Origin of the sequence: Streptomyces sp. NRRL S-337 (assembly GCF_000720175.1) — a bacterium.
Classification (GTDB): domain Bacteria; phylum Actinomycetota; class Actinomycetes; order Streptomycetales; family Streptomycetaceae; genus Streptomyces; species Streptomyces siderophoricus.
Genome location: NZ_JOIX01000020.1, coordinates 1 through 23,215, shown reverse-complemented (window position 1 = coordinate 23,215; position 23,215 = coordinate 1). Strand labels below are relative to the sequence as shown.

17 protein-coding genes are annotated in these 23,215 nt (G+C 73.4%); 9 read left to right on the top strand and 8 right to left on the bottom strand.

Annotated features, from left to right (window positions below; translation table 11 throughout):
- Positions 1-219: 219 nt before the first annotated feature.
- Together IG62_RS41970 and IG62_RS0117050 are read right to left on the bottom strand one after the other, a co-directional pair.
- The gene (locus tag IG62_RS41970) at positions 220-1,749 is read right to left on the bottom strand and encodes a hypothetical protein (protein ID WP_234326581.1); all 1,530 of its coding nucleotides are present in this window, start codon (positions 1,747-1,749) and stop codon (positions 220-222) included.
- 701 nt (positions 1,750-2,450) lie between these two features.
- Positions 2,451-3,599, bottom strand: a complete 1,149-nt coding sequence (locus IG62_RS0117050; protein WP_030803038.1) for a hypothetical protein — start codon at positions 3,597-3,599, stop codon at positions 2,451-2,453.
- A gap of 309 nt (positions 3,600-3,908) precedes the next feature.
- Between IG62_RS0117050 and IG62_RS0117045 the strand changes: the two genes are divergently transcribed.
- The 7 genes from IG62_RS0117045 to rarD all read left to right on the top strand — a co-directional run bounded on the left by IG62_RS0117045 (position 3,909) and on the right by rarD (position 13,366).
- Complete coding sequence (locus tag IG62_RS0117045; RefSeq protein ID WP_051798172.1) at positions 3,909-5,174, top strand: sensor histidine kinase; 1,266 nt, start codon at positions 3,909-3,911, stop codon at positions 5,172-5,174.
- A 169-nt stretch (positions 5,175-5,343) separates the two neighbouring features.
- The gene (locus IG62_RS0117040) at positions 5,344-6,663 is read left to right on the top strand and encodes a sensor histidine kinase (protein ID WP_030803032.1); all 1,320 of its coding nucleotides are present in this window, start codon (positions 5,344-5,346) and stop codon (positions 6,661-6,663) included.
- Between the two features lie 163 nt (positions 6,664-6,826).
- On the top strand, positions 6,827-7,486 hold the full coding sequence (locus IG62_RS0117035; RefSeq protein ID WP_030803029.1) for a response regulator transcription factor: 660 nt from the start codon (positions 6,827-6,829) through the stop codon (positions 7,484-7,486).
- 296 nt (positions 7,487-7,782) lie between these two features.
- Entirely contained in the window at positions 7,783-9,735 is a 1,953-nt protein-coding gene (locus IG62_RS0117030) for a 2-oxoacid:acceptor oxidoreductase subunit alpha (protein WP_030803026.1), read from the top strand.
- Entirely contained in the window at positions 9,728-10,822 is a 1,095-nt protein-coding gene (locus tag IG62_RS0117025; protein ID WP_030803023.1) for a 2-oxoacid:ferredoxin oxidoreductase subunit beta, read from the top strand. The genes IG62_RS0117030 and IG62_RS0117025 overlap by 8 nt, the downstream gene beginning before the upstream one ends.
- 235 nt (positions 10,823-11,057) lie before the next feature.
- Complete coding sequence (locus tag IG62_RS0117020; RefSeq protein ID WP_030803020.1) at positions 11,058-11,924, top strand: SDR family oxidoreductase; 867 nt, start codon at positions 11,058-11,060, stop codon at positions 11,922-11,924.
- Positions 11,925-12,238: 314 nt separating this feature from the next.
- Positions 12,239-13,366: an EamA family transporter RarD gene (gene rarD, locus IG62_RS0117015; RefSeq protein WP_078872050.1), complete on the top strand. Its 1,128-nt coding sequence runs from the start codon at positions 12,239-12,241 to the stop codon at positions 13,364-13,366.
- On the opposite strand, the gene IG62_RS0117010 is transcribed toward rarD, so the two are convergent.
- The 6 genes from IG62_RS0117010 to IG62_RS0116985 all read right to left on the bottom strand — a co-directional run bounded on the left by IG62_RS0117010 (position 13,356) and on the right by IG62_RS0116985 (position 20,784).
- The gene (locus tag IG62_RS0117010) at positions 13,356-14,228 is read right to left on the bottom strand and encodes an ABC transporter permease (RefSeq protein WP_030803014.1); all 873 of its coding nucleotides are present in this window, start codon (positions 14,226-14,228) and stop codon (positions 13,356-13,358) included. The genes rarD and IG62_RS0117010 overlap by 11 nt on opposite strands.
- Positions 14,215-15,228, bottom strand: coding sequence for an ABC transporter ATP-binding protein (locus IG62_RS0117005; RefSeq protein WP_051798182.1), 1,014 nt, complete (start codon positions 15,226-15,228; stop codon positions 14,215-14,217). Before IG62_RS0117005 ends, IG62_RS0117010 begins: the two co-directional genes overlap by 14 nt.
- A gap of 85 nt (positions 15,229-15,313) precedes the next feature.
- A complete protein-coding gene (locus tag IG62_RS0117000; protein WP_030803008.1) occupies positions 15,314-16,594 on the bottom strand; it encodes a LolA family protein in 1,281 nt (426 codons plus the stop codon).
- A 245-nt stretch (positions 16,595-16,839) separates the two neighbouring features.
- Positions 16,840-17,853 carry a polyprenyl synthetase family protein gene (locus IG62_RS0116995; protein WP_030803005.1) on the bottom strand — a complete coding sequence of 338 codons (1,014 nt, stop codon included), beginning with the start codon at positions 17,851-17,853 and terminating at the stop codon, positions 16,840-16,842.
- A 352-nt stretch (positions 17,854-18,205) separates the two neighbouring features.
- Positions 18,206-19,408 carry an FAD-dependent oxidoreductase gene (locus tag IG62_RS0116990; protein ID WP_030803002.1) on the bottom strand — a complete coding sequence of 401 codons (1,203 nt, stop codon included), beginning with the start codon at positions 19,406-19,408 and terminating at the stop codon, positions 18,206-18,208.
- Complete coding sequence (locus IG62_RS0116985; RefSeq protein WP_234326579.1) at positions 19,405-20,784, bottom strand: ATP-grasp domain-containing protein; 1,380 nt, start codon at positions 20,782-20,784, stop codon at positions 19,405-19,407. Before IG62_RS0116985 ends, IG62_RS0116990 begins: the two co-directional genes overlap by 4 nt.
- Before the next feature lie 499 nt (positions 20,785-21,283).
- Between IG62_RS0116985 and fahA the strand changes: the two genes are divergently transcribed.
- Together fahA and IG62_RS0116975 are read left to right on the top strand one after the other, a co-directional pair.
- Positions 21,284-22,510 carry a fumarylacetoacetase gene (gene fahA / locus IG62_RS0116980; RefSeq protein ID WP_030802996.1) on the top strand — a complete coding sequence of 409 codons (1,227 nt, stop codon included), beginning with the start codon at positions 21,284-21,286 and terminating at the stop codon, positions 22,508-22,510.
- The gene (locus IG62_RS0116975) at positions 22,507-23,148 is read left to right on the top strand and encodes a GOLPH3/VPS74 family protein (protein WP_030802993.1); all 642 of its coding nucleotides are present in this window, start codon (positions 22,507-22,509) and stop codon (positions 23,146-23,148) included. Before fahA ends, IG62_RS0116975 begins: the two co-directional genes overlap by 4 nt.
- The last annotated feature ends 67 nt before the right edge of the window (positions 23,149-23,215 follow it).

Here is a 23,215-nt window from a genome sequence, read left to right as displayed (position 1 = left end):
GACGATCTGCGATCTGTACGAACCGGAGTCTAGGCCCTGGTCGGCCTGCCCCGAGAAGCCGCGTCGTCGCCGACGGTGAGCTTGTCCGTACTTCGCCCTACCTGGGCGGCTGGCAGCGTAAACGGCGGGCCCGGTTGTCTCAGAAGCTGTCTCACGGACCGGACGAACGGGCCCCCGGGTCACGAAGATCCCGGGACATGAAGGTCCCGATGGTCCCGATCAGTGGATCGGGCCACCGTCGAAGGGGCTGCGCCGGTCGGGGGCGGGGGGCGCCGGAGCGGGGCTCGGGGGCGCGGCCGGCGCTGCGACCGGGGCCGGGGCCTGGACCGGGGGTGCCGTAGGGGGCGCGGCAGGGGGTGCGTACACCGATGGCGGCTGGTGGGGCGCAGCTGCTTGTTGCGGCTGAGGCGGCGCCGGATGCCGGTGCTGCGTGTGCCCGTTCTGCTGCGGCGGCTGCTGGCTCAGCTGTTGTGCCTGCTGGTTCGGCTGGCTCGGCTGGTGGGCCGACTGGCTCGGCTGGCCCGGCTGGTGGGCGGGCTGCCGTGCCTGGTGCTGGCGGCGTACCGGGTCCCGGGACACCGCGCGGTCCATCGCCTCGGCCGCGATCCGGGCCGCCGCCTCCCGCGTCCGCTCCCCGAGCAGTTCGGTCCGGATGGCACCGCCGGCCGCCAGATGGCGGTCGTACGGCAGCGGCAGCACCGCCGCCCCACCGGCTCCGAGGTGGTCGGCGGCCTTGCGCACGTCGACGCCACTGTCGGGCGAGGAGTGGGTGAGCACGACGACCGTGGTGGGCAGCAGGCCGGGGTGCAGCCCGCCGACCCAGTTGAGTACGGAACGGGTGGCCGCGACGCCCTCCGGGGTCGCCGGGGTGACCAGCACCCGCGCCTGCGTCGTCACCAGCGCCGTACGCGCCACCTCGGCGGGCAGCGTCTCGCAGTCCACCACCGTGGCCGCGAAGTGCCGTCGCAGGGAGGTCATCACGATGCGGTACGTGTCGAGGTCCAGGCGGGCGCCGATGGAGCCCTGGCTGCCGGGCAGCAGCCAGCCGCCGCCCGCGAACGGCAGCAGATAGCCGGTCAGGTCGGTGATCAGCATCGACGGATCGACGATCTGTGCCAGGTCCGTCCCGGACCAGCGCACCTCGCGGGCACCGAGGCGGTGGGGCAGCGTGCCGAGCGCGGGGTCGGCCTCCACGGCGAGCACGGGGTCGGGCCGGTAGTGGGCGTAGGTGAGCGCCAGGAGGGCGGCGACGGTGGACTTGCCGGCGCCCCCACGGATGCTGGACACGGCTATCTGCCGGCCGGTCGTCACCGGCTGCTGGATGGCGTAGGCGGCCTGCGTGACGGCGGCCGTCTCGGCGGCCGGCGAGGAGGCGAACACGCGGCGCAGCGCACGGCCCGCACGCCGGGCCAGCGGGTCGCCACGGCGCGGCCGCGGCCCGCCGTCGGCCAGTTCCGGCGGCAGGAGCGGCACGGAGACCGGCGTCCGCGCCGGCAGCCCGGGCCCCGACCGCCCGTACCGTCCGGGAGCAGGAGCAGGAGCAGGCGCAGCCGCAGGCGCGGAAGCGGGGGCCTGGTCGGTGGTGGGGGCGGGCGTGGGTGTGGGGCTGTGGCCGGGAGTGGGGGTGTAAACGGGAGTGGGGCTGTAGAGGGGAGTGGGGGTGTAGACGGGGCTGGTGCCGGGGTTGGCGACCGGGTCGGAGGTGGTGTCAGCGGTCGGCTGCACCGGCATCGGGCCGGTGGCAGACACCGGCCCGGAAGCGTGCGCCGTCCCGGAAGCGTGCGCCATCCCGGAAGCAGGCATGGGGCCGGGCGCAGTCATCGCCCCGGACACCGGCATCGGCCCAGGCGCCTGCGGGGGTGCTGTGGGCGCGTGTGGGGGTGCGGCGGGCGCGTGAGGGGGTGTGGTGGGCATCTGCGGGGATGCTGCGGACAGTGACGGGGCTACGGCAGGCTGCGCCGGGGCAGGCATCGGCCCGGCACCCGCGGCACCACCAGGAGCCTCCCCGCCGCCCGGCACCTGCCCGCCCGCAGCCGCCTGACCATGTCCCGCTCGCTGTTCAGCCACCGGCACGGGCCCGGCCGCCGGCACGGACTCAGCCCCCGGGACGGACTCGGCCGTCAGCCCGGACCCGGCCGCCGGAAGGGCGCCGGTACTCGCCCCCGCAGCCCCTTCCCTCGTCGTCACCGCGTCCACGTCCCCTCCTGCTTGCCGTCCGGTCCCGCCCCCGTGCTCCCCCGCTCCCCCAGCTCCCCCGACTCTCCGCGCCCCCGTCTCCTGATAGATGCCCGCATACATGCCCGCATCCGCAGCCGGTCCCGCATCCGCGCGCAGGCCCGCACCCGGCCACGGGCACCCATCCGCCCCCGCCTCCCCGCCCGCCCCCGCAGGCCCGCCCGTAGGCGCTCCCGAGGGCGCTCCCGAAGCCGACATGTCGTCATCCCTCCGGATCAGGACGCGCCGGACAGCAGGCCGTAGAGCCCGAAGGCGCCCAGGGCCACCGGGATCAGCGCCGCCATGCTCAACGACTCGACCAGGTCCAGCCAGCGCCGCAGCCGGGTCCGCAGCGGCTCCGGCATCCGTATCGCCGGGACCACGGCGGGCAGCACCGCCAGCAGTCCGAGGGCGGCCAGCGCGGGCGCCGGGGCGCCGCCGTCGGTGGCCCAGAGCAGCACCAGCCGGACGGCTGTCGCCAGGCCGGCCGCGAGCAGCGCGACGACCTCCACCGCCAGCGGGTACGCCCGCGCCCGCGAGCACAGGACGACGCTCAGCAGCAGCGCCGCGAGCACCGTCCACAGGCCGGGGGTCTGCACCGCGAGCACCCCGCCCGCGCCCGCCGAGACGGCCGTCGCCACCGTGACCAGGGAGAGCTCCCGGTGTGCGCCGCCGAGTGCGGCTCCCACCTGGTGGCGGCTGACCGGGGTGCCGCCGGAGCGCTGGTCGTCGAGCCGGGTCAGTCCGGCCGTCATCAGGGCGAGCCGGGGGAGGTACCCGAGGACCAGTACGGAGACGAAGGCGAGCGCAACTCCCGTACGGGCGGGGGTGGTCAGCGCCAGTCCCAGCTCCCACCCGCCGACCGCGAGCACCACCGATGCGGCGCCCGTCAGGGCCGCGCGGCCCGCGGCCGTAGAGAGTCCGAGGAGCGCGAGCACGGCCGCGGCGGTGAGGCCGACGGCGGCGAGCCGGGCGCCGCCACCGGGGGCGGCCTGCCAGGCGGCGGCCACCCCGAGGGTGCCGCCGAGCAGCAACAGGGCGGCCGCGGGCCCGTGCTGCCCGCTCCGTACGGCACCCGGGGAACGCTGGCCGTCCTTCCCGGCGAGCGCGCCGACGGCCGCTCCGGCCCCGGCGATCACGACAGCGGCGATACCGGTCACCGATGCGGCGCCGTCCCCGAACCAGCTGTGCGCACAGACCCCGGCGACCGCCGCGAGCAGCACGCTCGCCGTCGCCGCCGTCCACGTCCTGCTGCGGTCGCCCCAGCCCCAGCCGCGGACGTCGAGGGAGGCGGCCACCGTGCCTGTGGCGTGCGGCGCCGCGTCAGCCGGCTGCCGTACGGCGGATCCCGGCGTCACCACCAGGCCGTCGTCGCCCCGCGCCATCGCCACTCGCCCCTCCCGTTGTGCATCGCCACACAATAAGGTCCCGCCGGCGCGCCGTGTCCACCGCTGTGGATAACGAGACCGGCATCAACCTGCACCAACGCCCCGTACCGGCTCGCGGATCGGGTCGCGGATCGGGTCGCCTTCCCGCTCGCTCCCTGCCTCGCGCCGATGACCTGCGGGAAGGTCCGCGGCACGAGACGCGCGGCGGTCCGTCGCCCGGCCCGGCCCGCGGGGTGGGGAAAACCCCACCGCCACCGCCCCGGCCACCCCATGGCACGGCGGGCCGCGGCCGGGCAGGCTGGGCGCATGACCGTGAGTTCCCGACCCCGTGCCGCCGACGACGCCCTTGACGAGGTGTCACCTCCGCCGCCGCGAGCGCCGTTCGACGCCGCGACCTGGCGGGAGATCGGCCATCTGCTGGCCAACTTGCCGCTGGGCGTCGCGGCGTTCGTGGTGCTGGCGGTGTGGCTGACGCTGGGCACCGGGCTCTCGGTGACCGTCATCGGGCTGCCGCTGCTGGCTCTCGGCCTGAAGGCGTGCCGCCGGTACGGGAGGCTGGAGCGGGCCCGGGCGCGGGCGCTGCTCGGGGTGCGGGTCGCCGAGCCGAGCCCGCTGCGCCCGCTCGACAACGGGTTCTTCCCGTGGTTGCGGGCCGGCCTTGCGGACCCGGTCGCCTGGCGGCACGCGCTGTTCGCGTTCGTCCGGCTGCCGTGGTCCGTGCTCACCTTCGCGGTCGTGCTGGTCTCGCTCGTCGTGGGCTGGCCGGTGCTGCCCTGGGTGGCGCGCGGGCTGGCGAACGTGGACCGGGCGATGGTGCGCGGGCTGCTGTCGCCCTCGGACGAGCTGGAGCGGCGGATCGCCGAACTGGAGGTGGACCGGATGACGGTCACCGACACCGCGGCCGCCGATCTGCGGCGTATCGAACGGGACCTCCACGACGGTGCGCAGGCCCGGCTGGTGGCGCTCGCGATGGGGCTCGGCCTGGCGAAGGAGAAGCTGCTGGAGGGCCGGGCCGACGAGACCGTGGCGTCGATGGTGGACGAGGCGCACGGCGAGGTGAAGCTGGCACTGCAGGAGCTGCGGGACCTGGCGCGCGGCATCCACCCGGCGATCCTGACCGACCGCGGGCTGGGGCCGGCCCTGACCTCGCTGGCCGGCCGCTGCACGGTTCCCGCGACGGTGGCGGTGGATCTGGACGAGCGGCCCGCGCCGGCGATCGAGGGCATCGCGTATTTCACCGTCTCGGAACTGCTGCAGAACGTCTCCAAGCACAGCGCGGCCCGGCAGGCGTCCGTGGAGGTGTGGCGGTCCGCGGACCGGCTGCTGATCCAGGTCGGGGACGACGGCAAGGGCGGGGCGCGGCTGGACGGCGGCAGCGGGCTGGCCGGGCTGGCCGAACGGCTGGGGGCGGTGGACGGGGTGTTCCTGCTCAGCTCACCGGACGGCGGGCCCACCCGGGTGACCGCGGAACTGCCGTGGCGGGACCGGCCGGGCGCGGGCGCACGGCCCGCGTCCGCGACCGGAGGGGCGGCGTCCGGGCCGCCCGCCGAGCGGGCGCGGAAGCCCCGCTGACCTGCGGATCGTGCCGGGCCCGCGGCCCGGGGGTGGGGATATCCCCCGGAACGGACTGCGAGCAGCCTCATGGTGGGAGGAGGGGCGGGTCGCGGACGCTGGTCACGGCGGAATCAGGCGTGCTGAAGCGGAAAGAACCCGGCCCCCCGGCAGAACGGACGACGAGACGATGGACCTCGCACACACCCCGCAGTCCCGCCACCGCCCCTCCCGGGTGCCGGTGGCGCTGCGCGCCCCCTTTTCCGGGCGCACCTGGCGGGAGTTCCTGTACCTCCTCCTCGGCTATCCGATCGCCTGCCTGCTGTTCGTCTACGCGGTCGGGGTGCTCGCGGTCGGCGCCGGCCTGCTGGTCACGTTCCTCGGCATCCCGGTGCTGGCCGGCGGTCTGGCCGGGGCCCGGGGGCTGGGCGGCCTGGAGCGGGCGCGGGCCCGGGCGCTGCTGGGGCTGGAGGTGGCCACCCCGGAGCCGGTGCGTCCCGCGAAGCCGGGCCTGATGGCGTGGATCGGGGCCGTCCTGAAGAGCGGGGTGTCCTGGCGGCACCTCCTGTACTGCCTGCTGCGCTTCCCGTGGGCGATCTTCGCCTTCATCGTCTCGCTGACGTTCTGGACGCTCGGCTGGACGCTGCTGACGTACCCGTTGTGGCGGTGGACCTTCCCCGCGTACCTGGGGCGGCCGGGCATCCAGCTGTGGGGCGACGGCCTGGGCAACGGCCGCTACGTCGACACCCCGGTGGAGATCGGGCTGGTCAGCGGGGCCGGGCTGCTGCTCGTGCTGGCCGGGCCGTGGGTGATCCGCGGGCTGACCCAGGTGGACCGACTCCTGGTGCACGGTCTGCTGGGGCCCTCGTCCCTCGCCACCCGGGTCTCGCAGCTGGAGTCGGACCGCGGTGTGGTGGTGGACACCGCGGCCGCCGATCTGCGGCGCATCGAGCGGGATCTGCACGACGGGGCGCAGGCCCGGCTGGTGTCGCTGGCGATGGACCTGGGCCTGGCCAAGGAGAAGCTGGCGGAGGATCCGCAGGCCGCCGCGAAGATGGTCGACGAGGCGCACGGCGAGGTGAAGATCGCCCTCCAGGAGCTGCGTGACCTGGCCCGCGGCATCCACCCGGCGATCCTCACCGACCGGGGGCTGGGCCCGGCGCTGTCGGCGCTGGCCGCGCGCTGCACGGTCCCGGTGACGGTGACCGTGGACCTGGACCACCGGCCGGCCGCGGCGATCGAGGGCATCGCGTACTTCACCGCGTCCGAGCTGCTGCAGAACGTCTCCAAGCACGCCCGGGCCACCGGCGCCACGCTGGACGTCTGGCGCACCGGGGACCGGCTGATGGTCCTGGTGACGGACGACGGCCGGGGCGGCGCCCATACGGACGACGGGACCGGGCTGGCCGGACTCGCCGAACGCCTCGCCGCCGTCGAGGGCCTGCTGATCGTCGATTCCCCGGTCGGGGGCCCGACGCACATCACCGCCGAACTGCCCTGGCGCGGCTGACCCCGGCCCGCCGCCCCGGGAGCCGCGCCCGCCCCGGGCCCACACCGGTCGCCCCACCCACCTCGTACGCCCCGCCCACCTCCCCCACCCCGTCCGGATCCTGAGATGCTGGGGCCCGACAGGGCGGGCGCTTATGAGGCATGGGGGATCCGTGGAGGACAAGGTGCGGGTGGTCATCGCCGAGGATTCGGTGCTGCTCCGGGAGGGCCTGACCCGGCTCCTCACCGACCGGGGGCACGAGGTCGTGGCGGGTGTGGGGGACGCCGAGGCGCTGATCAAGGTGATCGGGGAGCTGGCGGACGAGGGCGCGCTGCCGGACGTGGTGGTGGCGGACGTGCGGATGCCGCCGACGCACACCGACGAGGGCGTACGGGCCGCGATCCGGCTCCGCCGGGACCACCCCGACCTGGGGGTTCTGGTGCTCTCGCAGTACGTCGAGGAGCAGTACGCCACGGAGCTGCTGGCCGGGTCGACCCAGGGGGTGGGCTATCTGCTGAAGGACCGGGTGGCCGAGGTCCGTGAGTTCGTCGACGCGGTGGTGCGGGTCGCCGGGGGCGGTACGGCCCTGGACCCGGAGGTGGTGGCACAGCTGCTGGGCCGCAGCCGCAAGCAGAACGTGCTGGCGCGTCTGACGCCGCGGGAGCGGGAGGTGCTGGGGCTGATGGCCGAGGGCCGGACGAACTCCGCCGTCGCCCGTCAGCTGGTGGTCAGCGACGGCGCGGTCGAGAAGCACGTCAGCAACATCTTCCTGAAACTGGGCCTGGCGCAGAGTGACGGGGATCACCGCAGAGTGCTCGCCGTCCTGACCTATCTCAATTCCTGAGTACCTGACAGGCTGTCAGACGTCCAGTTCACGGGGTGTTCACCGCCGGACCGGGGCCCTGGGGCGGAGAACCGGGGGCGGAGTCCGGAGCGTCATGAAGAAGGGGTCACGGGGGCGGTGATTTCATGACAAAACGCACCAGATCGGTGTCTCATGGTGACGTCCACCATGTGATCGACCCAGGGAAGGGCACCCTTACCCACGTACGATGGTTATGGGACAACCGGTCGGTACGACACGTCCCGAGCCCTGCCTCCGGCGGGGACGCCGCACCCCTTAGAGGGAGGTCCGAAGCAGTGACCAGCCAGGTCAGTAGCCCAGCCGAGCAGGCCGACGCAGCGCTCGTCGGGGGACAGCGCTCCTCCGGCAGTGGCGGCGAGGGCAAAGAAGTCCGGCGCCTGGACCGGGTGATCATCCGGTTCGCCGGTGACTCCGGTGACGGAATGCAGCTCACCGGGGACCGGTTCACATCGGAGACGGCGTCGTTCGGTAACGACCTGTCGACGCTGCCGAACTTCCCCGCCGAGATCCGGGCTCCCGCCGGGACTCTGCCCGGTGTCTCCAGCTTCCAGCTGCACTTCGCCGACCACGACATCCTCACGCCCGGTGACGCTCCGAACGTGCTGGTCGCGATGAACCCGGCCGCGCTGAAGGCGAACCTCGCGGACGTCCCGCGGGGCGCGGAGATCATCGTCAACACCGACGAGTTCACCAAGCGCCCGATGGCGAAGGTCGGCTACGACACCAGCCCGCTGGAGGACGGCTCGCTGTCGGCGTACAACGTCCACCCGGTGCCGCTGACGACGCTGACCATCGAGGCGCTCAAGGATTTCGGGCTCTCCCGCAAGGAGGCCGAGCGCAGCAAGAACATGTTCGCGCTGGGGCTGCTGTCGTGGATGTACCACCGGCCGACCGAGGGCACCGAGAAGTTCCTGCGGGCCAAGTTCGCCAAGAAGCCGGACATCGCCGAGGCGAACGTCACGGCGTTCCGGGCGGGCTGGAACTTCGGCGAGACGACCGAGGACTTCGCGGTCTCCTACGAGGTCGCGCCGGCCACCAAGGCGTTCCCGACCGGCACCTACCGCAACATCTCCGGCAACCTCGCGCTGTCCTACGGCCTGGTCGCCGCCTCCCAGCAGGCCGACCTGCCGCTGTACCTGGGCTCGTACCCGATCACCCCGGCCTCCGACATCCTGCACGAGCTGTCCAAGCACAAGAACTTCGGTGTGCGGACGTTCCAGGCGGAGGACGAGATCGCCGGTATCGGCGCGGCGCTGGGCGCGGCGTTCGGCGGCTCGCTGGCGGTGACGACCACCTCCGGCCCGGGCGTGGCGCTGAAGTCCGAGACCATCGGGCTCGCGGTCAGTCTCGAACTGCCGCTGCTGATCGTCGACATCCAGCGCGGCGGCCCCTCGACCGGTCTGCCGACCAAGACCGAGCAGGCCGACCTGCTGCAGGCGATGTACGGCCGCAACGGCGAGGCGCCGGTGCCGATCGTGGCGCCGAAGACGCCCGCCGACTGCTTCGACGCGGCACTGGAGGCGGCCCGCATCGCGCTGACGTACCGGACCCCGGTCTTCCTGCTCTCCGACGGCTACCTGGCCAACGGCTCCGAGCCCTGGCGGATCCCCGAGGTCACCGAACTCCCCGACCTGCGCGTGCAGTTCGCCTCCGGCCCCAACCACGTGGCGGTGGACGGCACCGAGGTGTTCTGGCCCTACAAGCGCGATGAGCACACCCTCGCGCGCCCCTGGGCAGTCCCCGGCACACCGGGCCTGGAACACCGCATCGGCGGCATCGAGAAGCAGGACGGCACCGGCAACATCTCCTACGACCCGGCCAACCACGACTTCATGGTGCGCACCCGCCAGGCGAAGGTGGACGGCATCGAGGTCCCCGACATCGAGGTCGACGACCCCACCGACGACGGCGGCCGCGGCGCCGGCACCCTCGTGGTGGGCTGGGGCTCGACGTACGGCCCGATCACCGCCGCGGTACGGCGCGTACGGGGCGCAGGGGAGCGCATCGCGCAGGCCCATCTGCGCCACCTCAACCCCTTCCCGCGGAATCTCGGCGAGGTGCTGGCGCGTTACGACAAGGTGATCGTGCCGGAGATGAACCTCGGACAGCTCGCCACCCTGCTGCGCGCCAAGTACCTCGTCGACGCGCGGTCGCACACCCAGGTCAGCGGAATGCCGTTCAAGGCCGAGCAGCTCGCGGAGGTCTTTAAGGAGGCCATCAATGACTGAGACGATCTCGGAGCGGGCCTCACACCCCGAGGCGCTCTCCCTGGTGCCCAAGGCCGAGGCCAAGCAGTCCATGAAGGACTTCAAGTCCGACCAGGAAGTGCGCTGGTGCCCCGGCTGCGGTGACTACGCCGTCCTCGCCGCCGTGCAGGGCTTCATGCCCGAGCTCGGCCTGGCGAAGGAGAACATCGTCTTCGTCTCCGGCATCGGCTGCTCCTCCCGCTTCCCGTACTACATGAACACCTACGGGATGCACTCCATCCACGGCCGCGCCCCGGCCATCGCCACCGGCCTGGCCTCCTCGCGGCGCGATCTGTCCGTCTGGGTCGTCACGGGTGACGGCGATGCGCTCTCCATCGGCGGCAACCACCTCATCCACGCCCTGCGGCGCAACGTCAACCTCAAGATCCTGCTGTTCAACAACCGGATCTACGGCCTGACCAAGGGCCAGTACAGCCCCACCTCCGAGGTCGGCAAGATCACCAAGTCGACCCCGATGGGCTCCCTGGACGCGCCGTTCAACCCGGTCTCGCTGGCCCTCGGCGCCGAGGCGACCTTCGTGGCCCGCACGATCGACTCCGACCGCAAGCACCTCACCTCGGTGCTGCGCGCGGCCGCCGACCACCCCGGCACCGCCCTGATCGAGATCTACCAGAACTGCAACATCTTCAACGACGGCGCCTTCGAGGCGCTCAAGGACAAGGAGCAGGCCCAGGAGGCCGTCATCCGCCTGGAGCACGGCCAGCCGATCCGCTTCGGCACGCCGGCCGAGGACGGTCTCGGCTCCAAGGGCGTGGTCCGCGACCCGGCCACCGGCGACCTCAAGATCATCGACGTCGCCGAGGAGGGCGCCGACGGCGTGCTGGTGCACGACGCCCACAGCCCCTCCCCCACCACCGCCTTCGCGCTGTCCCGGCTCGCCGACCCCGACACCCTGCACCACACCCCCATCGGTGTGCTGCGCAACGTCGACCGGCCGGTCTACGACACGCTGATGGCGGACCAGCTGGACACCGCCGTCGAGCAGAAGGGCAAGGGCGACCTGGCCGCCCTGCTGACCGGCACCGACACCTGGACGGTCGTCGGCTGAGGACCTGCCCGGAGAGTTGTTCCTGCCCGGAGAGTTGTTGAAGAGCTGCGGAGGACCTGCGGCTGCTCAGCAGCTGCTCGGGACCTCTTGCGGGTGCCCGTAGGGGAGGCGTCGTACGGCGTCCCGCCTACGGGCACCCGCCGTTCCGGGGCTCGGCTCCGGCTTCCGGCGCGCGTCCCTTCTGCGCGTCCGGTACGGGTGCCATGCTGGCGGCCTCCGAACCAGGGGGCAGAACATGAGCATCGTCGTCACCGGCGCCACCGAAGCGCTCGGCCGGCTCGTCATCGAGGAACTGCTCACCCGCACCGCCCCGGCCGGCATCGTCGGCCTCACCCGGGAGCCGGCCAGAGCCGCCGATCTTCAGGCGCGCGGCATCGAGGTCAGGGCCGCGGACTACGGCCGGCCCGACACCCTGGAGGGCGTCTTCGCGGCCGGCGACCGGCTGCTGCTGATCTCCGGGAACGAGGCCGGGCAGCGGGTCACCCAGCACCGCCCGGTGATCGACGCGGCCCGGGAGGCCGGTGTGGCGCTGCTGGCGTACACCAGCGTGCTGGGCGGCCCCACCGCCACCTTCTCCCTCGCCGAGGAACACCTCGCCACCGAACAGGCGCTGCTCGCCTCGGGTGTGCCGTACTGCCTGCTGCGCAACGGCTGGTACCACGAGAACTACACCGGGGCGCTCGCCACCACGCTCAAGAACGGCGCGGTGTTCGGCTGCGCCGGCGAGGGCCGGGTGGCCACCGCCGCCCGCCGGGACTATGCCGAGGCGGCCGCCGTGGTGCTCACCGGCACCGGCCACGAGAACACCGTCTACGAGCTGAGCGGCGACACCGCCTGGTCGATGGCCGAGTACGCCGCCGAGGTGTCCCGGCAGACCGGCCGCCGGATCCCGTACCGCGACCTGCCGCAGAAGGAGTACGTGGCGCGGATGATCGAGGCAGGCATGCCGGCGCTGGGCGCGCGGACGGCCGCCGAGGCGGACGCCGCGATCGCCCGCGGCGAACTGGCGGCCACCCCCGGCGACCTCTCCCGACTCATCGGCCGCCCCACCACCCCGATCACCGAGGCCATCGCGGAAGCACTGGCGCGGCTGGAGGGTTGAGAGGGGCTGCGCGGCTGCGGGGGTGCTGCGGCTTGCGCGGCTGGCCGATGCGGCTGCGGGGCCGCTGCGGTTTGCGCGGCTGCGGGGTCGCTGGGGCTTGCGCGGCTGCGGGCCGCTGCGGGCGGCCCTCTCGCGCCCACCCCCTGCCCACCCCACGCCCATCCCGCGTGACCTGAGTCCGACCTGCATCCGAGCTGCGGCGTTGTCTGTCATCACCGTTTTTTGCATACACACATGACACGCGGCCCGTTCCGGCGCTACCTTCACAAGGTCGACCGTCACCTGAGCCGGCGCAGCACAACCAGGAGGGCCTCTTGCAGTCTCGAAGCGATCAGCGCGCCGGCCTCGTCTTCGGCATCGCCGCCTACACCATGTGGGGCCTGCTGCCCCTCTACTGGCATCTGTTGGACGCCGCCTCGCCGTCGGAGATCCTGGCGCACCGCATGGCGTGGTCGCTCCCCGTCGCGGTCGTCATCCTGGCCGCGATGCGCCGCTGGGCCTGGATACGGCCGCTGCTGCGGCAGCCCAGGCGGCTGGCGCTGGTGCTGGTCTGCGCGCTGGTGATCTCGACGAACTGGTTCCTCTACATCTGGGCGGTCAACTCCGGTCATGTCCTGGAGGCTTCGCTCGGCTACTTCATCAACCCGCTGGTCAGCATCGCTTTCGGCGTCTTCTTCCTGCGCGAGCGGCTGCGGCCGCTGCAGTGGACGGCGGTGGGCGTCGGGGCCCTCGCCGTCGTCGTGATGACCGTCGCCTACGGCAAGATGCCCTGGATCGCACTCGGCCTCGCCTTCACCTTCGCGACGTACGGGCTGGTCAAGAAGGGCATCAAGCTCGACGGCATCGAGGGCTTCAGCGCGGAGACGGCGATGCAGCTGCTGCCCGCGCTGGGCTTCCTGATCTACCTCGGGGCGCGCGGTGAGTCGGTCTTCGTCAGCGGCGGGGTGGGCCAGGCGCTGCTGCTGGCCGGCTGCGGGGTCGCGACCGCGGTGCCGCTGATCTGCTTCGGTGCCTCGGCGGTCCGGCTGCCGCTGACCGTGATCGGGATGATGCAGTACCTGGCGCCGACGTTCCAGTTCGCGCTGGGTCTCACCGTCTTCCACGAGGAGATGCTGGCCGAGCGCTGGGCCGGCTTCGGGCTGGTGTGGGTCGCGCTCGCGGTGCTGACCTGGGACGCGTTGCGCACGGCGCGGCGGGCCCGGGTGGCGCTGGCCGATGCCGCGGCCCGCGCGGGCGAGGCGGCCGCGGAGCAGGCCCGGGCGGCGCGGATCGCGCAGTCCGGTGCCCCGCAGTCCGGTGGCCCTCAGTCCGGTGCACCTCAGGCCGAGACCGCAGCGACCGGACCCGCGCCGGCCGGGCCTCCGCCGGCCGGGGCCGCGCGGGCGTCGGCGACGGAGACCGCGGCCACCGGGCCGGCGGACGCCACCGGCCCTACGCCGTGATGTCGCGGGTGGTGAACCGCGCCCAGGCCGCCGAGCCGAACACCGCGGCGTAGAGCGCCTGCAGGCCGAGGTTCTTCTGCAGCTGGTCCCAGTAGACCGGGTCCCGGAGCAGGTCCGCGAACGACAGCCAGTAGTGCGGGAAGAGATACGGCTGGACGGCGCTGAGCTGCGGGATGGTGTCCAGGATCTGCACCGTGATCAGCAGGCCGACCGTGGTCGCCATCGCGGCGATACCGCTGCTGGTGAGCGTCGAGACGAACAGGCCCACGGCGGCCAGGCCTATCAGGGACAGCGCCACCACCACGGCGATGGCCAGCGCCCGCAGCAGCCCCTCGCCGAAGGATATGGACGTCCCGGACAGCAGAGTGACCTCGCCCAGCGGGAAGAGCAGCGCCCCGGTGGCCAGCGCGGAGAGCGCCACGACCAGGGTGGCCACCAGGCAGAACGTCAGGGTGGTGGCGTATTTGACCAGCAGCAGGCGGGTGCGGCCGGCGGGTGCGACGAGGAGGTAGCGCAGGGTGCCGCCGTGGGCCTCCCCGGCCAGGGAGTCGCCGGCGATCACGCCGATGGACATCGGCAGGAAGAACGGCAGCGTCACCGCGAGCGAGGTGAACACCAGGAAGAGGCCGTTGTGGGTGACCTGGGAGATGAACGCCGGGCCGCCCTGGCCGCCCCCGCCGCCCGGACCGCCGTCCCCCGTCTCGATCTTGACGGCGATGCCGACCAGCACCGGTACGCCCGCGAGCACCGCCAGCAGGGCGAGCGTCCGCCAGCGTCGGAAGGTCGTGGTGATCTCGCTGCGCAGCAGGCCCAGCGACCACAGCGGTCGGGGCCGGCGCAGCACGCCCTCAGCCTGCGACATCGAAGCCCTCCCCGGTCAGCTGCACGAACACGTCCTCCAGCGTGGCCCGTTCGGTGCCGAAGCCGCGCACCCGGACCCCGGCGTGCACCAGCGCGGCGTTGATGTCGGCGAGCTCCGGCGGGCCGGTCCCGTCGTCGGCTTCCGGCAGCTCGCCCGTGACCCGGTCGTCGGTGGTCTGAAGGCCGGTCAGGCCGTGCTCCTTCAGCACCCGGACCGCGTCCGCCGGGTCCGGGGTGGTGACGGTCAGCCGGCCGGGTCCGGGCGAGCCGAGGACCGTGGCGGAGAGGTCCGCGACCGTGCCCTGGGTGATCAACCGGCCGCGGGCCATCACCGCCGCGTGGGTGCAGACCTGCTCGATCTCGTCGAGGAGGTGCGAGGAGAGGAAGACCGTGGTGCCGTCCGCGGCCAGCTCACGGACCAGCGCGCGGATCTCCCGCATGCCCTGCGGGTCCAGGCCGTTGGTCGGCTCGTCCAGCACCAGCAGCTCCCGGGGCTGCAGCAGCGCCGCGGCCAGTCCGAGCCGCTGCTTCATGCCGAGGGAGTAGGCCCGCGCCTTCTTCGACGCCGCCGCTCCGAGGCCGACCCGCTCCAGGGCGCGGTCCACCCGCGCGTCGCGGGTACGCGGATCGGCGTCCGGGTCGGCGGCGTCGAAGCGCCGGAGGTTCTCCCGGCCGCTGAGGTAGCCGTAGAGCGCCGGGCCCTCGATGAGCGCTCCCACTTTGGGCAGTACCCGGCGGCCCGCGGCGGGCATCGGCTGCCCGAGCACCCGGGCGCTGCCGGCGGTCGCGTCGATCAGGCCCATCAGCATCCGGATGGTGGTGGTCTTGCCGGAGCCGTTGGGCCCGAGGAACCCGAAGACGCTGCCGCGCGGCACGACCAGGTCGAGCCCGTCGACCGCGAGCTGACCCCCTCGGTACGCCTTGGTCAGCCCCCGCGTCTCGATCGCCCACTCCCCTGCGGGCGGCATGCCGCCGGGGCCCGTGGCGGGCTGCTGTGGCATCGGCTCCCCCATGTCGTACGGCTGGGCCACGGGCCACCGCCCCGCCCGGGCGGGCGGCACGGCGGTCCCGCGCTTGAGGGGCCCGTTACTTCGCGGCGTCGGCCGCGTGGATCAGGGCCTGCTTGTCGACGGCACCGACGTAGACCGTGCCGTTGTCCGTTATCAGGGCGTTGACCAGGCGGGTGCTGAACATCCGGCCGGAGCCGAACGACCCGCTGACCTTCTCGCCGAGGCTGTCCAGGAACTTCCCGGCGTCACCGGCGGTGGCCTGGTCCTTGCCGGAGGGCAGTCCTCCGCCGGCGCCCTTGATGGTGGCGATGGACGTCCAGCCCTTGCCGATGACGTTCAGCCCGCCGAAGTCCTTCCGCAGGTCCTTCGCGTCCTTCCGGGACCCGAAGTCCTTGAACCTCTTGCCGTGTTCGCGCTGGGCCGTCGCCCGCTGCTTGTCGCCGTCGACGACCTTGGCGCCCTTGGGCGGCGTGAAGGAGAAGAGGTCCGCGGCCGGCTTGGCGAAGTCGACGTTGGTGTAGCCGACGTCGATGGCGGCCGCGCCGCCGCTCTTCGGGGTCAGGGTGAACTTCAGCGGGACGCCGTTGGCGGCGTCCACCGCGACCCGGATCGAGCCGACCGTCGAGGCGGCCTGCTTGGGCTTGATCAGCAGCTGGTAGGCGTCCCGTCCGGCGACCCGGGCGGTGCCGTCGACGGTGACCGAGGTGGTGTCACCGGCGGCCTGGAGGACCTTCTTCGCCAGGTCCTGCGGGGTGGCGTTCTTCAGGTCGCCCGGAAGGCCCTTAGGGGCCCGCTTGTGCGTGCCGTGCCGGCCGGCGTCGGGTGCGGTGCTGTGCACCGCGGTGTTGCTGCCGCTGTCGTACGCCCAGACCTCGTTACCGTTGTGGACGAGGCTGTACTCGGCGGCCTTGTCGACGATGGACACCCGCTGCTTCTCGGGCCCGTCGGCGGCGACGCGGAGCGTGTGCGCACCGGACGCCAGCTCCATCAGCTTGCTTTGGGGGGCCGCGGACGCGCCGTCCTGGCCGTGCCCGCCCTTCTCGCCGCCCTGGCCGCCGCCGAAGCCGCCGGCCGCCATACCGCCGGGCAGGGACGGCAGGCCGAGGTCCGTGCTGACCCGGACCGTGCCGGACAGCTGCTGGACGTCCGACTTGGCGATCTTGGCTATGAGGTCCTGGGCCGAGATCTTCGGCAGGTCCGGGGAACCCGATCCGGCGAATGCCGGGACCAGCCCGATCGTCGCCGCCGCCACCCCCGCCACCGCGACCGGTACGGCGTACCGCACCGCTTTCCGGCGCTTCGGGGAGCGTCCCCCGTCCGTCTCGCCGGTGACCTCTGTCGGTTCGTACCGTGGCATCTGCCTACCTCCGTCGTCTGCGGCGGCCGCCGAGCTGTCCACTCGCCCTCCCCTGGGGCTCATTGTGGCCTGACCGCCGCGCTGTGGTGTCTCCCATCTCACCAATTCGCGCGGCGCATCGCGTCAGCCCGCGGGTCCAACTCGTCCTACTGCTGAGGTATGACGCCCGGTCACCGCACGACGCAACCCGTACGACCTGGGGTTGACCGAACCCTGAGAAGAGGGGGGCGAACCCTTAGGGGGTGTCAGCCCGCCCGGTGGACCACCGCGTCGCAGAGGCCCTCCAGGGCCACCTTGGACGTGCACGACGGGAGCGGCGCCAGCGTCGCGCGGGCCTCCTCCGCGTAGCGGACGGTGTCCCGGCGGGCCTCTTCGAGGGCCGGGTGGGCACGCAGCCCGGCGAGCGCCTCGGCGTGCCGGACGTCGTCGGTGAGATCGCCGGCGAGCAGTTCGCACAGCGCCCGGTCCTCGGGCGTGCCGGCGTCGCTCTCGGCGCGGGCCCGCAGCCGCAGTACCGGCAGCGTCGGGATGCCCTCGCGGAGGTCCGTCCCGGGCGTCTTGCCCGATTCGTGCGAGTCGCTGGCGATGTCCAGGACGTCGTCGGCCAGCTGGAAGGCGGTGCCCAGCCGCTCGCCGTACTGGGTGAGGATGTTGGCCATGGACTCCTCGGCGCCCGACATCATGGCGCCGAAGCGGCAGGCAACGGCCACCAGGGAGCCGGTCTTGCCCGCGAGGACGTCGAGGTAGTGGTCGATGGGGTCGCGGCCGTCGCGCGGTCCGGCGGTCTCCAGGATCTGGCCGGTCACCAGGCGCTCGAACGCCTCGGCCTGGATCCGGACGGCCTCGGGCCCGAGGTCGGCGAGGATGTGCGAGGCGCGGGCGAAGAGGAAGTCGCCGGTCAGCACCGCGACGGAGTTGCCCCAGCGGGCGTTGGCGCTGGCCACCCCGCGGCGCACTTCCGCCTCGTCCATCACGTCGTCGTGGTAGAGCGTCGCCAGATGCGTGAGCTCCACGACGACGGCGGAGGGCACCACGCCCGGGCTGTAGGGGTCACCGAATTGGGCGGCCAGCATCACCAGCAGCGGCCGGAACCGCTTGCCGCCCGCGCGCACGAGATGCTGCGCGGCTTCGGTGATGAACGGCACGTCGCTCTTGGTGGCCTCCAGCAGGCCCTCCTCGACAGCCGCCAACCCGGCCTGGACATCGGCCTCAAGAGCCTGGTCCCGCACGCTCAGCCCGAAGGGCCCGACGACGGTCACGAGGGGTACTCCTGTCTGCTGACGATCAAACTGAATGTCGATCTGTCGCTGTCTCCACCATTGGCCAGCGTATCCGGTCGCAGTTCGATCACCGTGAGCGCCCGCCCCCCGAACCGCCCGGGAAGCACAGCAACGCCCGGCCCGACACCTTGTTGATCACCGTTGATCACGCTTTGGCGTGGCTTTGACGTCGGAGTGCGGGCCCGGCGGAGGCCGGCGGAACCCCGCGAATCCCAGCAGGCACACGGGTTACCGATGAGCCGGATATCCACCCGGACCACACGCACTTCAGCCATCTTCGCGACCCGCGCACCTCACCGGCGACGCGACGCCACCGGCCCCCCACGGGCCGTCAGCCGTATGCCCGCGCCACCGCCCTGGCCAGCCGCGGCCCGGCGAAGGCCGTCCCGCACACGAAGCGCATCACCGGGCCGAACGACGCGGCGGCCGGCAGCCCCGTGAAGTACAGCCCCGGTACCGACGAGCCGAACCCGGCATCCAGAAGAGGACCGCCGGCCCGCGCGACGATCCCGGTACGCAGCCCCGGCCCGAGGAAGTCCAGCGCCGCCAGGTCCATCCGGTAGCCGGTCGCCGCCAGCACGTGGTCCGCGGCCAGCTCGCCCCCGTGCCCGTCGGCCCCGCGCAGCGCCAGTACGGGGCGGCCGTCGCGGACCGTGGCCCGTACGATCCGCCGGCCCTGCGTGACCCGCACCCGGCCGGTGAACCGGTCCCGCAGCCACCACGCGCCGAGCGGACCGAGCACCCGCCGCACCAGGGCGCGCCGCACCGGCGGAGGCAGAAACCGGAATGCCCCGGCGTGCCGCGTCAGCGCGTACAGCGACCAGGCGTTGCCGAACGGCGAGGCGGGCCGCAGCCGCGGCTGGCGGTCCGGCGGCGCCCCGAAGCCCACCGCGGCGGGCCCGCGCGCCACGACCCGTACGGAGGCCGCGCCCGCCTCGGCCAGCAGGACCGCGCTCTCCAACGCCGACTGCCCGGCACCGACCACCACCACGTCCCGGCCCGCCAGCGCGGCCAGGTCGTGGTGCTGGGAGCTGTGCGAGACCGGCCCGGTGGCGGACGGCCCGTCCGGAACCGCGGCAGCCAGGCGGCGGGGCAGATGCGCCAGCCCGCTCAGCCCGGTGGCGACGACCACGGCCCGGGCAGCCACCTGGTCGCCGCTGTCCAGCTTGAGTTCAAAACCGTCCGCCCGCCTGTCCACCGACACCACCCGGACCGGCTCCACATCGGGCAGCAGCCGCCGCTGCACCCACCGCCCGTAACGGACGAACGTCTCGACGGGCAGGAGGTCCCAGTCCGACTCGTACCGCGGCTCGCCCACCGCGGCGCAGTAGTCGGCGAGGGCATGGCCCTCCAACGGGACGTCGATGCTCGACGCCACGGGTGTCGACTTCAGCAGCATGCCCGCGGGCATCTGCTCCTGCCAGCTGGCCATCGGGCGGCCGAAGACCCGCACCGGCACGCCCTGCGCCCGCAGATGGGTCGCCGTCGACAGGCCGTAGGGACCGGCCCCGATGACCGCTACCGGAGTGCTCACTGCGGTTCCTCCCCTTGCCTCGGTGGTGCCTCGTGCCCAGGTGGTGGCTCGTGCCTCGGGGGTGCCTGCCGGGGTGGGGCGTCGCGCCTCGGGGGCCGACCAGGTGGTGCGTCGCGCCTCGGGGGCGGGGTGGTGGCCGCCCGGCGGGCCGCCCGGTGCAGTTGCCACAGGTGCCGGGCGCCCGGCACGGCGGACCGCGCCAGCATGGCGAGGAACGGCAGCGGATCGTCGGCGGCGAACCACGCCGTCTCGGTACCGCGCGGCCGCGCCGGTACGTGCGGCCCACCGCCACCGCCACTCCCGTAGGCGAGACGGGCCGGCAGATCGACGTTCTCGACGACGAAGCGGCGCCCGGCCCGCTGGACGCCCTCGGGAACGGCGCGCCCCGTGAGGTGCAGATGCTGGGCGCGGACGACATCGATACCGGCCGTGGTTTCGAACAGCCGGAACTGCGCGCCCATACGGGGGTTGAAGTCCAGCAGCTTGTACCGGCCGTCGCGCCGGTCGAACCGCCAGTCCAGGTCGGCGGTCCCGGCGAACCCGATCCGGCGGGCGAACCGCGCGGCCTGCCGCGCCAGTTCGGGATTGTCGACCACCCACGCACAGGCCGTCATGCCCGCGTGCGGCGGCCACGAGCGCACCTTGACCCCGGTGAACAGGGCCAGCGGCGCGCCGTCCGCCGCGAAGCAGGCGTGCACGATCCAGTCCTCGGCCTGCTCCCGCGGCAGGTACTCCTGCAGGACCACGGCGGGCCGCGGGCCCCAGTCCCGGGCCAGATCGAGCAGATGCTCCGGCCCTGCGATCCGGGTGGTACCGGCGACCGCGGGCCGGCTGCGCCGGACGAACGCCTCCCGGTTCTTCGCCACCACGGGGAAGCGCGCCCGCCCGGCGTACGCCTCGACGTCCGCGTACGACGCGGGGAAGAAGGCGGCCGGCGACGGGACGCCGTGCGTGGCGCACAGTTCGTGCAGCCCCTGTTTGCTGGCCAGCCGGCGCGCCAGGCCGGGTGCCGGCCGGGGGAACAGAAACGATCCGGCGAGCGATTCGGCGTGCTCGGCGATCAGCACGGCCGCCTCGTCGTCGGTGGGCAGCAGCACCGCCGGCCGGCCGATCCGGCGCCCGATCCGCAGCAGCCCCGCGACCAGCCGCTCCGGCTCCTCACGGCCCGTGGTCGGCCAGACGAAGCGGCCGCACAGATAGCGGCAGGCCGCAGCGGGCGTGAAACGGTCCTCCGTCACCGCGTACATGGGGACGCCCAGCCGGCCCAGGCTGCGGATGGCGCCCACACCGCCGTGATGCAGGGGGTAGGCACCGATCTTCACGATCAGGCCCGGAACGCTCCGGTCGACCGCGAGCCGTGCGCCACTGCGAGCCACGTGTCCCCCCTCGGAACGGTCCCGCCCCGGCCCGTGCCAGGAAAGGAAGCTAGGCCCGAATTGCGCAGTGCGGCAAGGCTTTTCAGGACATTGCCAGGAGTTGGGGCGTGCGGGACCACGTGCCCGTCCACCACCCCACCACGCCGCGCGCCGTTCACACCCCCCGCGGACCCGACGCGCCGGGCCTCCCCCGCTGCCGTGACGCCGCCTCGCCTCCCGCCTCCCCACTCGGGCTGGTCCCGGCCCGCCCCGCCGGCGCCCTCACCCGCCCGCCGGTCCGGCATGTCCGCCGGAGGCGTCCGACGGGCCTTCCTGAGCCGCGCAAGGGCCGTCCCCGCCCTACCGCTCACCGCGCCGACCACGCCTTTCGGAAGTTATCCACAGGCTCCTTCGCCGCGCCGCCCCCAGCCGTACTCTGATCACCGAGCCACCGGCCCGGGGCCCCTCGCCCCGGCCGGACCGGCCGCTCACCGGCGACGACGAACGCGAGGAGCTGTCCATGCCCGAGCAGAGCCCGTTCGACCTGGCGGAAGGCGATCCCTTCGGCCCGCACAACCTCCCCTACGGCGTCTTCAGCACCACCGACGCACCCGGACAACACCGGATCGGCGTCCGCTACGGCAGTCACGTCCTCGACCTGAGCGCACTGCCCAGCGCCCTGCCCGCCGCCATCCACCCGCACGCCGAGCTGCTCACCGCACCCACCCTCAACCCGCTGCTGGCGGCCGGCCGGCCCGTATGGCAGCAGATCCGCGCGGCCGTCCACAGCGCGGTCACCGACCCCACGCACCGCGACGAGGTCGCCCCCCTGCTCCACCCGCTGGCCGAGGTCACCCTGCACCTCCCCTTCGAGGTCGCCGACTACGTCGACTTCTACTCCAGCGAGCACCACGCCACGAACGTCGGCCGGATCTTCCGCCCCAACGGCGCGGCCCTGCCGCCCAACTGGAAGCACCTGCCGATCGGTTACCACGGCCGCGCGGGCACCGTCGTCGCCACCGGCACCCCGGTCGTCCGCCCCAACGGGCAGCGCAAGGACGCCACCGACGACGCCCCCGTCTTCGGCCCGTCCACCCGCCTCGACATCGAGGCCGAGGTCGGCTTCGTCGTCGGCACCCCCTCCGTCCTCCACGAACCCGTCGGCCTCGACACCTTCCGCGACCACGTCTTCGGCGTCTGCCTCGTCAACGACTGGTCAGCGCGCGACATCCAGGCCTGGGAGTACCTCCCGCTCGGCCCGTTCCTGGGCAAGTCCTTCGCCACCTCCGTCTCCGCCTGGATCACCCCGCTCGACGCCCTCGACCACGCCCGTACGCCCCCGCCCACCCGCGACCACCCACTGCTGCCCTACCTCGACGACGCAAGCGTGGAACCGGGCGGCATCGACATCCGGATCGAGGTGCGGATCAATGACGAGACGGTCTCCCGCCCGCCCTTCTCCGCCATGTACTGGACCGCCGCCCAGCAGCTGGCCCATATGACGGTCAACGGCGCCTCGCTGCGCACCGGCGATCTGTTCGCCTCCGGCACGGTCTCCGGCCCGGAGCCCGACCAGCTCGGCTGCCTGCTCGAACTCACCCAGGGCAAGGGCCCCTACCTCCAGGACGGCGACGAGGTCACCCTCACCGCCTGGGCGCCCGGCCCGGACGGCGCCCGGATCGGTCTGGGCGAGGTCACCGGCCGCATCCTGCCCGCGCCCACGCTCCCGGCCCGCGACGCGACATGACCGGCGCCCCGCTCACCCTCCCCGAGGAACTGCTCCTCCTCGGCCTCGACCCGGTGCGCGGCCGCCCCCTGACCAACCCGAAATACCTGCACTACGGGCTGGCCGGCGCGGCGCTGGCGGACCTGGAGGCGGCCGGGCGGATCACCGTGGAGCGCGGTGACCGGATCACGGTGACCAATCCGCTGCCGCTGGGCCACGCGATATGGGACGGCGCACTGGCGGCACTGCCCGCCCCTGCCAAGGGCGGCAAGGGCGTCAAGGCGCACCGCTGGGTCCACGGCGCGGGCCGCTCCCTGCACGAGCTGTGCCTGCGCGTGCTGGAGAAGCGCGGCGCACTGCGCAGGGAGACCCACCGGGCCCTGGGCCTGTTCCCCTACGAGCGGTTCCCCGTGGGGCCGGTGGACCTCACGGGGCCGGCCCGGGCCCGTTTCACGGCAGCCGTCGAGGCCGGGCTGCCCGGGTGGCGTGACCGGCTGCTGGCCGCGCAGGTGGCGGCCTGTGACCTGGACGCCAGGCTCCTGCCCGGCGCGGCCGGACGCCCGCACCGGCGTGCCCTGCGCGGCCTGGCCAAGGAGTGCTGGACGTCCCGCGCCGTCCACCACGCGGTACAGCAGGACAAGAGCGCGGCGGGGGGGTAGGGCTGTCTCTTATACACATCTCCGAGCCCACGAGACGGACTCCTATCTCGTATGCCGTCTTCTGCTT

What these genes read in the sequence shown, in the direction of transcription:
- IG62_RS0117050 (WP_030803038.1), bottom strand. Translation starts at nt 3,599, where the DNA reads ATGGCGCGGGGCGACGACGGCCTGGTGGTGACGCCGGGATCCGCCGTA.
- IG62_RS0117045 (WP_051798172.1), top strand. Translation starts at nt 3,909, where the DNA reads ATGACCGTGAGTTCCCGACCCCGTGCCGCCGACGACGCCCTTGACGAG.
- IG62_RS0117040 (WP_030803032.1), top strand. Translation starts at nt 5,344, where the DNA reads ATGGACCTCGCACACACCCCGCAGTCCCGCCACCGCCCCTCCCGGGTG.
- IG62_RS0117025 (WP_030803023.1), top strand. Translation starts at nt 9,728, where the DNA reads ATGACTGAGACGATCTCGGAGCGGGCCTCACACCCCGAGGCGCTCTCC.
- IG62_RS0117020 (WP_030803020.1), top strand. Translation starts at nt 11,058, where the DNA reads ATGAGCATCGTCGTCACCGGCGCCACCGAAGCGCTCGGCCGGCTCGTC.
- IG62_RS0117010 (WP_030803014.1), bottom strand. Translation starts at nt 14,228, where the DNA reads ATGTCGCAGGCTGAGGGCGTGCTGCGCCGGCCCCGACCGCTGTGGTCG.
- IG62_RS0117005 (WP_051798182.1), bottom strand. Translation starts at nt 15,228, where the DNA reads ATGCCACAGCAGCCCGCCACGGGCCCCGGCGGCATGCCGCCCGCAGGG.
- IG62_RS0117000 (WP_030803008.1), bottom strand. Translation starts at nt 16,594, where the DNA reads ATGCCACGGTACGAACCGACAGAGGTCACCGGCGAGACGGACGGGGGA.
- fahA (WP_030802996.1), top strand. Translation starts at nt 21,284, where the DNA reads ATGCCCGAGCAGAGCCCGTTCGACCTGGCGGAAGGCGATCCCTTCGGC.
- IG62_RS0116975 (WP_030802993.1), top strand. Translation starts at nt 22,507, where the DNA reads ATGACCGGCGCCCCGCTCACCCTCCCCGAGGAACTGCTCCTCCTCGGC.